The following is a 13,169-nucleotide window of genomic DNA, read 5'->3' as shown; positions in this document are numbered from 1 at the left end:
GGCGTCGCCGCCCAGGTTGCTCACTCGCCACCCTTCTGGATGAACGACTTCACGAAGTCCTCGGCATTGGTCTCTAGCACGTCGTCGATCTCGTCCAGGATGGCGTCGACGTCGTCGTCGAGCACCTCCTTGCGCTCGCCGACGTCGCTCTCAGTCGCGGCCTGGGTCTCGTCGACCTCTTCGCCGCTCTTGCGGGGCTGCTTGTGCTCCTGGGCCATGCCGCAACCCTAGCCACTTATCCCCCGAGCGCACGGACCAATTCGTCAGCGGTCGCGCTCGCGTCGATCAGGTCGCCGACATGGGCCTTGGTGCCCCGGAGCGGGTCGAGGGTCGGGACCCTCTGCAGCGAGTCGCGCCCGCTGACCTCGAAGATCACCGAGTCCCACGATGCGGCAGCCACCGCGTCGGCGTACTTGTCGAGGCAACGTCCGCGGAAGTACGCGCGCGTGTTCTCCGGCGGGTCGGTGATCGCGCTCTCGACCAGGTCGTCGGTCAGCAGCCGTTGCATCCGCCCTCCGACGACGAGGCGGTGGTAGAGGCCTTTCTCGGGGCGGATGTCGGAGTATTGGATGTCGATCAGCTGGAGCTTCGCGTCGTCCCAGTCGAGGCCGTCGCGCGAGCGGTACTGCTCGAGCAGCTTGAGCTTGGCGACCCAATCGAGCTCGGTGGCCAGGCTCATCGGGTCGCGCTCGAGGCGATCCAGGACGTCCTCCCAGCGCGTCAGCACGTCGGCGGTCTGCTCGTCGACGTCGACGCCGAGGCGGTCCTCGACGTACTTCTTGGCCAGCTCGAGGTACTCCAGCTGCAGCTGTACGGCGGTCAGGGTCCGTCCGTCGTTGAGCGTGATCAGCTCCTTCAGGGACGGGTCGTGCGAGACCGCACGGAGCGTCTTGACCGGTAGCTTCACGCCGAGCTCGCGGTCGATGAACCGGTCCTCGATCATCGCCAGGACGAGAGAGGTGGTGCCGACCTTGAGGTACGTCGAGATCTCCGACAGGTTGGCGTCGCCGATGATCACGTGGAGGCGGCGGTACCGGTCAGGATCGGCGTGCGGCTCGTCGCGGGTGTTGATGATCGGACGCTTGAGCGTCGTCTCCAGGCCGACCTCGACCTCGAAGAAGTCGGCACGCTGGCTGATCTGGAAGCCCTGGGTGCGACCGTCCTGGCCGATGCCGACGCGGCCGGCTCCGGTGATGACCTGGCGACTGACGAAGAACGGTGTCAGGTGCTTGACGATGTCCGCGAACGGCGTCGAGCGGCGCATGAGGAAGTTCTCGTGGGCGCCGTAGGACGCACCCTTGTTGTCGGTGTTGTTCTTGTAGAGGTTGATCACCGGGTTGTTCGGCAGCCGCTGCGCGAGCGCCATCGCCTCGAGCATCACCCGCTCGCCCGCCTTGTCCCACCGGACGATGTCCAGGGGTGTGACGACCTCGGGCGTGGAGTACTCCGGGTGAGCGTGGTCGACGTAGAGCCGCGCGCCGTTGGTGAGGATGACGTTGGCCAGTCCGAGGTCCTCGTCGGTGAGCTGGCTCGGATCGGCCACCTGGCGGCTCATGTCGAAGCCGCGCGCGTCCCTCAGCGGCGCCTCCTCCTCGAAGTCCCAGCGCGCCCGTCGGGCTCGCGCCGCGGAGGCGGCGTACGCATTGACGATCTGGGAGCTCGCCACCATCGCGTTCGCGGTCGGCTGTCCCTGGACCGAGATGCCGTACTCGACCTCGGTTCCCATCACTCGCCGCACACTCATGCTTCCAGCGTACGGCGCGCGATCACTGCGGTTTGGGCGCAAACCGCAGTGATCCGCCGCCGATGATTGCCGTTTGTGCCCAAACGGCAACCCTCAGGAGCTTACGAACGGGCCAGCGCCACGGCGTCGGCCATGGTCCCGCGCCAGGCAGGACCATGCCCGGGCAGCAGCGTGTCGGCGTCGAGGGCCGCGATGTTGTCCAGGGCCTCGTCCATCTGCTCGGGTGCGTGGCTGAAGAACGTCGGCAGCAGATGCGGACGACGGACGCCGGTGACGGGGTGGGCGGTGACGAGTGCGTCCCCCGAGGCGACGGCGCCCGCGGCGGCGAAGTGGTACGCCGTGTGGCCGGTCGTGTGCCCGGGCGTCGGCACGGCGACGGGCCGACCCGGCAGGTCGAGAGGTACGCCGAGCCGACACGCGGCTGCGGTCGGGACCGAGACGTCCTTGGTCGCGCCGAGCGCGGCGATCTGCAGCGACCAGAGGAGGACTCGGGGTCGCCACGCACGCAGCAGCACGTCCTTCTCGGTCGCCTGCTGGAGGTACTCCCGTCTCGCGTGGGCTGCCTCGGCCTCCGAGGACAGGACCGGAGCCGTCACCCCTGACCCGGCGATGCCGCCGAGGTGGTCGACGTGGGCGTGGGTCAGCAAGACAGCCGCCACGTCTCCCGGCGTACGTCCGATGGCGGCCAACGACGCGCGCACCCGCTCGCCGTCGCGTGGGTATCCCGCGTCGACGAGGGTGACCTGGCCGTCGGCCTCGGCCAGGATCCAGTTGGCGAGTCCGGTGGAGGCCAGGTGCATGCCGTCGGCGACCTGGCTGACGGTGAGACGCGGCACGAGCCCACCCTACGGCGCCCCGCGTGGGCTGGACGTGCGGCGCCGACCGGCACCAGCAGGCGGAAGTCGTGACTCCTAGAGGTACTGACCCGTGTTCGCGACCGTGTCGATCGAGCGGCCCGGCTCGGTGCCCTGCTTGCCGGTGATGAGCGTGCGGATGAAGACGATCCGCTCGCCCTTCTTGCCGGAGATGCGCGCCCAGTCGTCGGGGTTGGTCGTGTTCGGGAGATCCTCATTCTCCTTGAACTCATCCACACAGGCCTGGAGCAGGTGGCTGACCCGCAGGCCCTTGCCGGCGTTGTCCAGGAAGTCCTTGATCGCCATCTTCTTGGCACGGTCGACGATGTTCTGGATCATCGCGCCCGAGTTGAAGTCCTTGAAGTACAGGACCTCCTTGTCGCCGTTGGCGTAGGTGACCTCGAGGAAGCGGTTCTCCTCGGTCTCGGCGTACATCCGCTCGACCGTTGCTCGGATCATGCCGGTGATGGTCGCCTGTCGGTCACCGCCGAACTCGCGGACGTCGTCGGAGTGCAGCGGCAGCGTCGTGGTGAGGTACTTGCTGAAGATGTCACGCGCCGACTCGGCGTCGGGACGTTCGATCTTGATCTTCACGTCGAGTCGGCCGGGCCGCAGGATCGCCGGGTCGATCATGTCCTCGCGGTTGGAGGCACCGATGACCAGGACGTTCTCGAGCAGCTCGACACCGTCGATCTCGGAGAGCAGCTGCGGGACGATCGTGTTCTCCACGTCGGAGCTGACGCCTGATCCGCGGGTCCGGAAGAGCGAGTCCATCTCGTCGAAGAACACGATCACCGGCGTACCGGTGGAGGCCTTCTCGCGCGCCCGCTGGAAGACGAGGCGGATGTGCCGCTCGGTCTCGCCGACGTACTTGTTGAGCAGCTCCGGGCCCTTGATGTTGAGGAAGTAGGACTTGCCCTCGGAGCCGGTCTTGGCGGCGACCTTCTTGGCCAGCGAGTTCGCGACCGCCTTGGCGATCAGCGTCTTGCCGCAGCCGGGAGGGCCGTACAGCAGGATCCCCTTGGGCGGCTTGAGCTCGTGCTCGGCGAACAGGTCGGGGTGGAGGTAGGGCATCTCGACGGCGTCCTGGATCATCTCGATCTGGTTGCCCAGGCCGCCGATCGACTCGTAGCTGATGTCGGGCACCTCCTCGAGGACCAGCTCCTCCACCTCGGACTTGGGCACCCGCTCGTAGGCGTAGCCGGCCCGGGCGTCGAGCAGCAGCGAGTCGCCGGCACGCAGGGTCTCGGTGAGCAGGGGCTCGGCAAGGCGTACGACGCGCTCCTCGTCGGCGTTCGCGATGACGAGCACCCGCTCGCCGTCGGCCAGCACCTCCTTGAGCATGACGACCTCGCCGACCGTCTCGAACTCGAAGGCGCCGACCACGTTGAGGGCCTCGTTGAGCATGACCTCCTGGCCGCGCTGCAGCGTCGCGACGTCGACCGCCGGGCTGACCGCGACGCGCAGCTTGCGGCCTCCGGTGAACACGTCGACGGTGTCGTCGTCGTTGCGCTGCAGGAACGTCCCGAAGCCGGCCGGCGGCTGGGCGAGTCGGTCGACCTCCTCCTTGAGGCGGAGGATCTGGTCACGGGCGTCGCGCAGCGTTCCCGCGAGGCGCTCGTTCTGGGCCGTGACGGCCGCGAGCGATCGTTGCGCCTCGATCAGGCGCAGCTCGTTGGCCCGGTCACCGGGGTTCATGTCCGACATGGCTACCTCCTCGACGATTTCGACCCTACTCGTCGGGGAGAAGGAACACGGGAGGTTCTCCCGCCGTACGGCGCGCCGCGGTGCTCAGTCCTCGTCGGCCTCCGGCAGCGGGATCCCGGCCGGACGCGGGCCGACGTAGTCCTTGCCGTAGGCGCCGGGCGCCGGACGCCGGGTCTTGCGCGGCGGCTTCTCCCCCGGCGCGAGCCTGCGGGCGGTGACCAGGAACGCGGTGTGGCCGATCATCTTGTGACCAGGGCGTACGGCGAGGCCCTCGACGTGCCAGTTGCGCACGAGCGACTCCCACGCCTGGGGCTCGGTGAAGCCGCCGTGCGTCCGAACGGTCTCCACGAACCGGCTCATCTGGGTGGTGGTGGCGACGTACGCGCAGAGGATGCCGCCGGCGTACAACGCTTCGGCGGCGGCATCGACGCACTCCCACGGCGCGAGCATGTCGAGGATCAGGCGGTCGCAGCGTTCACCGGCGGCGGGCAGCGCCTCGGCGAGGTCGCCGAGGGTGAGCTCCCAGGCGGGATGGGTGCTGCCGTCGGGGGCGCTGAAGAACTGGCTGACGTTCTTGCGGGCCACGTCGGCGAACTCCTCGCGGCGCTCGAACGAGTGCACCCGGCCGTAGGGACCGACGGCGCGGAGCAGCGAACAGGTCAGGGCACCCGAGCCGACGCCCGCCTCGACCACACGCGCACCCGGGAAGATGTCGACGAGCGCGACGATCTGCGCGGCGTCCTTCGGGTAGACGACCGCGGCACCCCGTGGCATGGAGACCACGAACTCGCTGAGCAGCGGGCGGAAGCAGAGGTACTCACCACCGGTCGAGGCCGTGATGGTGAAGCCCTCCTCGCGGCCGATCAGGTCGTCGTGCTCGAGGTGGCCCTTGTTGGAGAAGAACCGCTTGCCGGCGGTGAGCTGGAAGTTGTGGCGGCGGCCCTTGGCGTCCGTCAGCCGGACCCACTCGCCTTCGCGGAGCGGTCCTCGGTGCACCCCCGACCAGGCCTCGGCAGGAACATCACCTGTGGTCTGCGGGGCGTTCGTCACCGGCGCAATCTATCGAATGCCGTTTGTGCACAAACCACAGCCCGGGCCCCCGAACAACTGCGGTTTGTGCACAAACCGCAGTTCTCAGCGCAGGTGCCGGGCAACGTCCGCGGTCGCGAGCACGCCGCAGATCGACCCGTCGTCCTCGAGGAGGAGGTACTCCGTGGCCGGCGTGTTGCGGAGCGCGGCGAGCAGCGCGGTACCGGAGATGCCGGCGGGAAGGGTCAGCCCGGACTCGATCCGGCGGGTGACGGTCGAGACGGCGACCCACGGACGGCGGTCCTGCGGCGTGGCCAGGACGGCGCGCTCGTCGACGATGCCCATCGGCACCCCCGAGCCGGAGATGGTGACGATGCTCCCAGCGGCGGCCTCCTGCGCGCGGCGTACGGCCTCGCCCAGCGGGAGGTCCTCCGGGACGCCGAGCGTACGTCGGGCCAGGGACCGGATGTCCACGCCGGCCAGGCGGTCGTTCAGGCGCGCTCCGGCGATGGCCTGGGAGGCGCCCGTCCACAGGAAGGCTGCCATCAGCATCCAGATGATCATGTCGATGCTCGACACCCGGCTGAGCTGGGCCAGCACGAGTGCCACCGCGACGATGCCCAGCGCGAGGATGCGGCCGGCCCAGCCGGCGACGAGCGCGCCCTGCGACGCCCGGCCGCTGGCCGCCCACACCGCCGACTTGAGCACCCGGCCGCCGTCGAGCGGCAGGGCGGGCACGAGGTTCAGGACCCCGATGTAGAGGTTGCTGACGGCCAGGCCCTCGAGCACCAGCCGGGACAGGCCGTCGGGCACGACCAGCACCAGTCCGATGGCCGCGCCGCCGACGAGCAGCGACGTGATCGGGCCGACGACGGCGATCCAGAACTCCTGCCGCGCGTTCTCGGACTCGCGGTCGATCGTGGTCGCGCCACCCAGGAAGTGCAGCGTGATCGCCTCGACCCGATAGCCGAACCGGCGCGCGACGAGCGCGTGCGAGGCCTCGTGCAGCAGGACCGCGCCGTACAGCGCGATCGCGAAGACCACCCCGACGGCGTACTTCCAGGCGCCGAGCCCGGGCTGGGTTTCCTCGACGACCGGCCCCATGAACCATGCGATCAGGCCCGCGATCAGGAACCACGAGGGGGACACGAGGACCGGGCTCCCGGCGATGGTCCCGATCTTCAGCACTCTCCGAGCCTAGCCACCGGTCGTCGAAGGGCCGGCGGGCGATCCGTAGAGCACGCACGCCACGTCGACGTCGCCGTCCTTCCGAAGAGCCGGGTCGACTCCCTCCCGGAACGCCACCCGTACGCCGGTCCCCTCCTGGGTGATCGACTCGACGCCGCGCCAGAGCGGTTCCTCGTCGTCTCGGATCCGCTCGAGGAGGCTCGCGACCTCGGGAGCACCGCCGGCTCCGAGGTGCACCGAACGCTCCCCCGGTACGTCGAGCGCGGCCAGGTCGCCCACGAGACGGGCCTCCTCGGCGTACGTCTCGGGACTGACGCCGGTCCAGTGCCGCTCCAGCATGGCCCGGAGGTCACGTCCTTCCCATCCGCACTCGGCGACGGCGACCGGGCACCGCGGGTGGAACGAGCAACCGGTCGGCGGTGATGCCGCGTCCGGGATCTCGCCGCGGCGCCTGCCAGAAGGGCAGCGGCCTTCGAAGATGAGACATGAACCGAGTGCCGACGATGTTTGCATCCACGCGGCCACGGGGAGAGGTGTCGCACACGACAAACCGACGGAGCCCAAATGAAGCATCTCATCTCCAAGCTGATCACCGTCGCTCTACTCGCGGTCGGGCTGACCGCGGTGGGCGTAGTTACTGCTACTCCGAGCCAGGCCTATACCTGCGGGTATGCCTGGGGATATGCAGTGCGGATTACCGGCCACGGGTTTCGCCATGCGTGGTCCGATGGCGGATATTCCAGCGTGTCCGGCGATCCAGGCGTCACCCTCCAGATCGCCAAGGGACGCGACTTCGGAGTCAGCGGCAGCATCACGACGACCGCATCAGTCAGCGCTGGCGTGATCTTTGCCAAGGTGAGTACCGCGGTTGGGGTGACTGTCGGCGGGAGTTACAACCGGTCCAACCAGATTTCCGGGTCGTGGACGGTTCCTCACACCTACAAGTATCGACACGGCGGAACCCTTGAGATCGGTGCCATCCACTACTACGGCTATATCCGGCGGTGGCACGAGACCGGGGCTACGTGCACGCGTACTTGGGCGCGCGTCGGCCGCTTCAACGCAGCCACGCAGCAGTTCTACTTCCACCATTCGCCCATCGTCTTCCAAGCGTCGCGGGACGTCGCTGCCGCGGCCATGCGCAGCATCACGAACGGCTAAGCCCGCACCAAGTCGTCCGGCGACAGGCCACGCAGGCTGGGTACCTCGTACCACCCAGCCTGCAGTTGCACGGGCACGTGGTTGGGCACCACCAGGACCCGGCAGCCCGCGGCTCCCGCAGAGGTCGCTCCGGTCGGGCTGTCCTCGATCGCGACACAGTCCTCGGGCCGTACGCCGAGCGCGGCGGCCCCGACGAGGTAGGGCTCCGGGTGCGGCTTGCCGTGGGTGACCTTGTCGCCGGTGATCACCGCCTGGAACGTGTGCGGCGGCAGCTGGGCCAGGATCGGCTCGACGAAGCGCTGGTACGACATCGTCACGAGCGCGCACGGCACGCCGGCGTCGGCCAGCGCCACCAAGAGCTCACGGGCGCCGGGGCACCACGGCACCCGCTCCTCCACCCGCGCCACGACACCGTCGAGCAGCATCTCGACGACCTCGGCCGGCTCGTAGGGCAGCGGCACCTGCTCGACCATGAGCCGCCCCGAGGTCAGCAGGTCGTTGCCGACCATCTGCATCGCCTGCTCGTGGGTCCACGTGCCGCCGTGCGCCTCAGCGATGGCGACCTCGGTCTCCATCCAGTACGGCTCGGTGTCGACGAGGGTGCCGTCCATGTCCCACAGGACGGCGGCGGGAAGCTCGGTCACGCAACGGATCGTCCCGCACCCGTGCGCCCATCCCCCAACTCGCGCGGCCCGTGCCGGATCACCCGACGAGCTGCTGCAGGATCGTGGGGTCCTTGATCTTGTCGTCGCGAGCCAGCAGGACGACCTTCGCCACGATCTCGGCGGTGCGCGGGTCGTCGTCGGCGAACGGAAGGAAGACACGGCCCCGGTGCTGCGCGGAGACCGGCACGATGCACACGGCGTTGCCTGGGATCCGGTGCACGACACCGGATCCGAGGTGCACCGAGTAGGTGCCCAGCTTGCCCTTGACCCGCGCGTGGTGGCCGCCGACCTCGACGTTGGACATCCCGAGCATCGCGGCCGTCTCGTCGACCAGTCGCGCTCGTACGTCGACGGACGACTCGGACGCCTCGGGGTCGACGCCGCCGGAGTGGGCGACGGACACGACGAGGTCGAGGTCGCGCATCGTCTCGGAGAAGACCCGGGCGGGGACCTCGGACAGCGACAGGGGCTGCCACTCGCCCGCGGGGTGGAAGGTGACGGCGTCGACGGTCGCGTCCTCTACCTCGGTCGGCGATCCCCAGCCATTCAGGACGTGGCACCAGGCGGTGATCTTCTGCTGGTGGAAGGTGCGCGAGAAGCCCTGCTCGAAGTCGGCGACCCAGCCACGCGACGTGAAGATGCCGGCCGCGCGGCCGGCCTCGACCTGGTGACCGGCGTACCGGCGTGAGCTGGTCCCCGCCTCGTCGCGCTCGTTGTCGTTGAGCGTGTAGAGCTCGCGGAAGAGCTGCTTGAACGGCTGGCGGCGCCCAGCGGTCATGAGCGCGTGCTGGAGCTCGGGCCACTCGCCGGAGGACAACAGGTCGGTCGGGTGGGCGATCCGGAGCACGCCCGACGTACGCCGCTCGGCGCCGTTGGGACCGGCAATCGTCGAGCCGTCGAGCGGCAGTCCGATCACCCCCTCGGCATCGACCAGCACGAGCTCGCGCAGCATCGGCGCGAGGATCGGGTGCCGCAAGAGGTCGGACAGCTCGTCGGCCTCGAACGCGTCGCCGAGGACGCATGCCGACTCCAGCGAGGCGCGCATCCGGCGGACCTGCTTGCGCAGGCTCGCGGCGCGGTCCCGGAGCTCGGCGACGGCGGGCACCTTCGCGCTCTTGGCGGGCACCGACTTGAGCGGCTTGCCGGCCCGGTGCACCGAGAGCTCCGGTGACCCGTTGGCGTCGATCGCCAGCGTCACGACCAGGTCACCGTCCTCGGCGGTGAGGGGGCCGTCGGCGAGGTCACGGACGGCCTCGGCCTCCATCGCCCACACCAGGCGCTGCGGATCGCGGAAGCCGGCCGTACGGGCGAGGTTCTCCAGGCCCACGGCCACCGCGGTGGACTCCGAGGCCCGCCGCTGGGAGCCCGAGGTCCGGTCGGAGGCCACGAAGCCGCGCAACAGCTCGTATCGGTCGAGCAGCACCTCTCGGCTCGCGAGCGGGAGCAGCCCGAGCGAGCGGACCGAGTCCTGGTGGCGCTTGGCGCGGATCCGTTCGAGCAGGGCGGACTCGTCGACCTGTCCCAGCAGCGCATGGGCGAACAGGTCGGCGCGCTTGTGTCCACCCGACGACGAGGCGTACTTGGCGGCCTCGAGGACCTGTCCGAAGCGGTCCTCGCCGAGTGCGGAGATGACGTCGTGGAACCAGCGGACGTCGGCGGCGCCGTTGACCAGGTCGGTCGCGTGGAGCGGTGTCCGCTGGCTCACCTCGGTGGCCCACTGAGCCCGGATCTCCGTGTCGACGGACCAGCTCTCGTCCTTGGTGTGCGCGTGGACCCACCAGACGGCGGACTCCAGCCCCTCCCAGCCGAGGTGGGCCTCGATCACCCGCGACCACTGGGGCGCGTAGACCGCCGTCTCGATGAGTCGTCGGTCGGCGACCTTCGCACCCGCGACGAACCGGCCCAGCTCGGCGGCGGTGTCCGCGGGCGTGGGCTGGTTGACGCGGATCAGGTGCGACAGGCTGCTCTCGCGTGACTCGTTCCGCGCGTACGAGCGGGCGAACGGCCGCTTTCCGAGCGCCGAGAGGCACCTGACGAGCTGCTCGGCGCCGTACGTCGTGCGCAGCTGTTGCGCCGTCTCGGAGAGCTCGGTCGGGAGGTCACCGCGCTCGACCTCCGCGTCGATGACCGCAGCGCGCACGTCAGCCACGACGGCCTGAGCCTCGTCGGCCGTCGCCCACGGCTCGGGTCGCAGCCCGGTCAGCATCCGGAGCGCGTCCTGGCGCGGCTGGTTGAAGCGCCAACGGCCACTGTGTGGCGCGAGGACGAGCGCGTCGACGACGTCAGCTCTCGTCGCCGAGCCGCGGCGGAACGACTCGACAAGGATCCGCGATGGTGCCGGCCAGCGATCGGGCTGGTCGGGCACGCGCTCGCTTCCGCTGGCGCGTCCGTAGACGTTCTGGGTCTCCACCTCGACCGTGGGACCGTCCCACCGGTCGATGGCCCCCTCCGGCTCGTCGACGAATCTGAGTGTCCGCCAGAGGCGGCGTACTTGGTCGTCGCTCATCCGCTCCGGCTCGAGGAGGTCGGGCGCACCCCTGAGCAGCTGGCCGAACACTGAACGCGGATCGACGCCGAACGTGTTGCCCCACCGGTCGCGTTCGACCCTGCGGCCACGACGTTCGAGGACCTCGGCGGGGCCCTGCAGCTCCCCGACAGGGAGGGCTGCTGCGGCGGCGTCGAGCAGGTCGAGCAGAGGCTCGGCCCACGAGTCGCGGCGGGCATGCCGCGCAATGGCCCGGAACACCTGCCACTGGAGCGCGTTCGCCCCGGCACGCGGAAGCTCCGAAGCGACCGGCCCCACCACGGTGTGGGCAAACTCGTTCGCCCACGCGCGGTTGACCTGGGGGACGTACATCAACAGCGCGAGCTCCACGCCGCCGTCAGTGAGCTGGGGCTGCATCCGCTCCCACCAGGGTCCGAGGATCTCGGGCAGGGGCACGGCTCCGTCCCTGGCGACGTGGAGCCAGCGGATGTTCGCGAGCAGCTCAACGCCCTGGTTGGTCTGGACCTCGGTGTCGGCATGCTCGGCGAGCCACCCCGAGAGCGAGGTCCAGGCGAGCCGGCAGCGGTCGTGGTGCTCTCGCCAGGAGGCCGGCGCCGCCGCAACAGGGCGCTCCGCAGGTGTCCGATCCGCGACCGTGAACCTGATCATCGACGGGACGCCGGTCGTCGGCACAGCGGGTGTGCCGGCTCCTCGGAGCTCGTCGGCGGCTCGGCGTTGGTCGGCCGTGCCGGCGGCAAGGCGCTCGATGGAGGCGGCGAACGCTGCGTCGTCCTGCTTGTGCAGGAGCGTCAGTGCAGTCGTGCGCAGGTCGGCGGCCTTGCGGCCCAGCGCGTCCTCGAGGATGAGCGCCTCACCGGCGTGCACCTCCGGCAGTGTCTGGAGGGCGTCACTGACGGTGTCCCGGACCGTCGTCGATCGATCGGACACGAGTGAGTACAGCCCCGCCCGGTTGGCAGGCGGGTTCTGGGCGTAGTGGCGTGCTGCGATCCAACGACCGTCCGCCGATGCGGACGCGACCAGGGCAGGGTCCAGTGGCCGCCCGCCGGCATGGCAGATGAGGACGTCGGCGGCGAGGGTGCCGCCGACCTTGGTGCGAGCGGTTCCGACGAGACCGGTGTCGACCTCCTGCACCTTGCCGAGCGACCGGATCCGGGACCGCAGCTCGGCCCGTACGGCGTCCGGCATGGGGATCGAGCCGCGCTCGGAGCCATAGGCGTGAGCGGGCCAGGCGGCAACCGCGGCGGCGTACACGGGCAGCGAGGTGTCCGCGATCAGTCGTGCCAGGCCTGGACCGGCGGCAGGAAGGTCGCTGTCGGTGAGGAGCCGGGCTGCGGCCAGCCTCGTCCCGTCGTCAGGGCTCGCCAGCAGGGCCTCGGCCGAGCTGATCGCGGTGCGGACGTCGCGTACGGCGAGCGACCACAGCCCGAGGTGTGCGACGGCGGGATCGGCCGCGAGGAGCTCTGCCGCCGATGGTGGCCGTCGGATGAAGTCACGGATAGTGGCGATCGCGGCAGCGACCTGCTTCTCCTGGCGGACGGAGAGGTCCTCTCCGATCCAGACACCGAGCGCCCGCACGGTTCCGGCGAACCTGGCGAGCCTGTGCTCGACGACCAGCTCGAGGATGCGCGCGAACGCGTCGGGGTGTGCCAGGTCCGCCGACTCGAGGATCGCCTGGCGCAGACCCTCGGCACGCTGGGCGGTGACGAGCAGCCCCTCGACCTCGGCCCATCCGGCCGGGTCGGGCGAGGAGAGGAGGCCGACGAAGGCCGATCGTGAGGGGCCGCTGATCGGGTGCTCCCCGCGGAGGCTGGAAACCAGGATGCCGGCGACCTCGGTGTTGCCATGGGCGATCGCGGAGGCGAAGAGCGAGCCCAGCGGGACGTACTCACCCAGGTGCATCGCCCACGCGGCCTGCCACTCGATCGGCTGCGGGAACGCGACTGCTTGGTTGAGGTACTGCCGCAGCTCGCTCCAGCGGGCGGCGAGGGAGTCCGCCCGGTCGCGCGACCGATAGGCGCGTCGTTCCCAGCCCCGCTGGTAGGGCTGCTCGGCTGACCAGTCCCACCAGCGAGCAAGCTCCTTGCCGAGCTCCGGGGACAGGGCGGTCAGCACCTTCTCGCGCTTGATGACGCCGATCTGGTCGAGCTCCTGGGCGACGGCGAACCAAGTCCGTTGGCGATCGGCTAACGCGCTGACGATCTCGCCGGCCAGCTTGGGCGCGACGAGCTTGCGCACACGGATGCCCTTGGCGCGCTCGCTGTTGGAGGCGGCGTACGGCTGGATCGCCGCGCGTGCGGCGTCACCCGACAGCACGC

Annotated in this window: 10 protein-coding genes; 1 reads left to right on the top strand and 9 read right to left on the bottom strand. The window is 70.0% G+C overall.

The features are described from left to right. Nucleotides 1-20 precede the first annotated feature (20 nt). From ACYVJ3_RS07400 to ACYVJ3_RS07370, 7 genes are all read right to left on the bottom strand, one after another. Nucleotides 21-218, bottom strand: coding sequence for a ubiquitin-like protein Pup (locus ACYVJ3_RS07400; protein WP_460852081.1), 198 nt, complete (start codon nt 216-218; stop codon nt 21-23). A gap of 17 nt (nt 219-235) precedes the next feature. Beyond that, on the bottom strand, nt 236-1,744 hold the full coding sequence (gene dop / locus ACYVJ3_RS07395) for a depupylase/deamidase Dop (protein WP_460852080.1): 1,509 nt from the start codon (nt 1,742-1,744) through the stop codon (nt 236-238). 101 nt (nt 1,745-1,845) lie between these two features. Beyond that, the gene (locus ACYVJ3_RS07390) at nt 1,846-2,580 is read right to left on the bottom strand and encodes an MBL fold metallo-hydrolase (RefSeq protein WP_460852078.1); all 735 of its coding nucleotides are present in this window, start codon (nt 2,578-2,580) and stop codon (nt 1,846-1,848) included. Between the two features lie 75 nt (nt 2,581-2,655). Then, nucleotides 2,656-4,305, bottom strand: a complete 1,650-nt coding sequence (gene arc / locus ACYVJ3_RS07385; protein WP_460852077.1) for a proteasome ATPase — start codon at nt 4,303-4,305, stop codon at nt 2,656-2,658. Between the two features lie 84 nt (nt 4,306-4,389). Further along, entirely contained in the window at nt 4,390-5,355 is a 966-nt protein-coding gene (locus ACYVJ3_RS07380; protein ID WP_460852076.1) for a tRNA (adenine-N1)-methyltransferase, read from the bottom strand. An 84-nt stretch (nt 5,356-5,439) separates the two neighbouring features. Next, the gene (locus ACYVJ3_RS07375) at nt 5,440-6,522 is read right to left on the bottom strand and encodes a site-2 protease family protein (protein WP_460852074.1); all 1,083 of its coding nucleotides are present in this window, start codon (nt 6,520-6,522) and stop codon (nt 5,440-5,442) included. A gap of 9 nt (nt 6,523-6,531) precedes the next feature. Next, the gene (locus ACYVJ3_RS07370; protein ID WP_460852072.1) at nt 6,532-6,861 is read right to left on the bottom strand and encodes a hypothetical protein; all 330 of its coding nucleotides are present in this window, start codon (nt 6,859-6,861) and stop codon (nt 6,532-6,534) included. A 225-nt stretch (nt 6,862-7,086) separates the two neighbouring features. Between ACYVJ3_RS07370 and ACYVJ3_RS07365 the strand changes: the two genes are divergently transcribed. Beyond that, complete coding sequence (locus ACYVJ3_RS07365; protein WP_460852070.1) at nt 7,087-7,683, top strand: hypothetical protein; 597 nt, start codon at nt 7,087-7,089, stop codon at nt 7,681-7,683. Here ACYVJ3_RS07365 and ACYVJ3_RS07360 read toward each other — a convergent pair. After that, complete coding sequence (locus tag ACYVJ3_RS07360) at nt 7,680-8,327, bottom strand: HAD family hydrolase (protein ID WP_460852069.1); 648 nt, start codon at nt 8,325-8,327, stop codon at nt 7,680-7,682. The two genes, ACYVJ3_RS07365 and ACYVJ3_RS07360, sit on opposite strands and share 4 nt — an antisense overlap. 58 nt (nt 8,328-8,385) lie before the next feature. Beyond that, on the bottom strand, nt 8,386-13,167 hold the full coding sequence (locus tag ACYVJ3_RS07355) for a DUF5724 domain-containing protein (protein WP_460852068.1): 4,782 nt from the start codon (nt 13,165-13,167) through the stop codon (nt 8,386-8,388). Between the last annotated feature and the right edge of the window lie 2 nt (nt 13,168-13,169).

It is taken from the genome of Nocardioides montaniterrae, assembly GCF_054782655.1.
This window is presented reverse-complemented; position numbering and strand designations above follow the sequence as displayed.

What these genes read in the sequence shown, in the direction of transcription:
- ACYVJ3_RS07400 (WP_460852081.1), bottom strand. Translation starts at nt 218, where the DNA reads ATGGCCCAGGAGCACAAGCAGCCCCGCAAGAGCGGCGAAGAGGTCGAC.
- dop (WP_460852080.1), bottom strand. Translation starts at nt 1,744, where the DNA reads ATGAGTGTGCGGCGAGTGATGGGAACCGAGGTCGAGTACGGCATCTCG.
- arc (WP_460852077.1), bottom strand. Translation starts at nt 4,305, where the DNA reads ATGTCGGACATGAACCCCGGTGACCGGGCCAACGAGCTGCGCCTGATC.
- ACYVJ3_RS07370 (WP_460852072.1), bottom strand. Translation starts at nt 6,861, where the DNA reads ATGCTGGAGCGGCACTGGACCGGCGTCAGTCCCGAGACGTACGCCGAG.
- ACYVJ3_RS07365 (WP_460852070.1), top strand. Translation starts at nt 7,087, where the DNA reads ATGAAGCATCTCATCTCCAAGCTGATCACCGTCGCTCTACTCGCGGTC.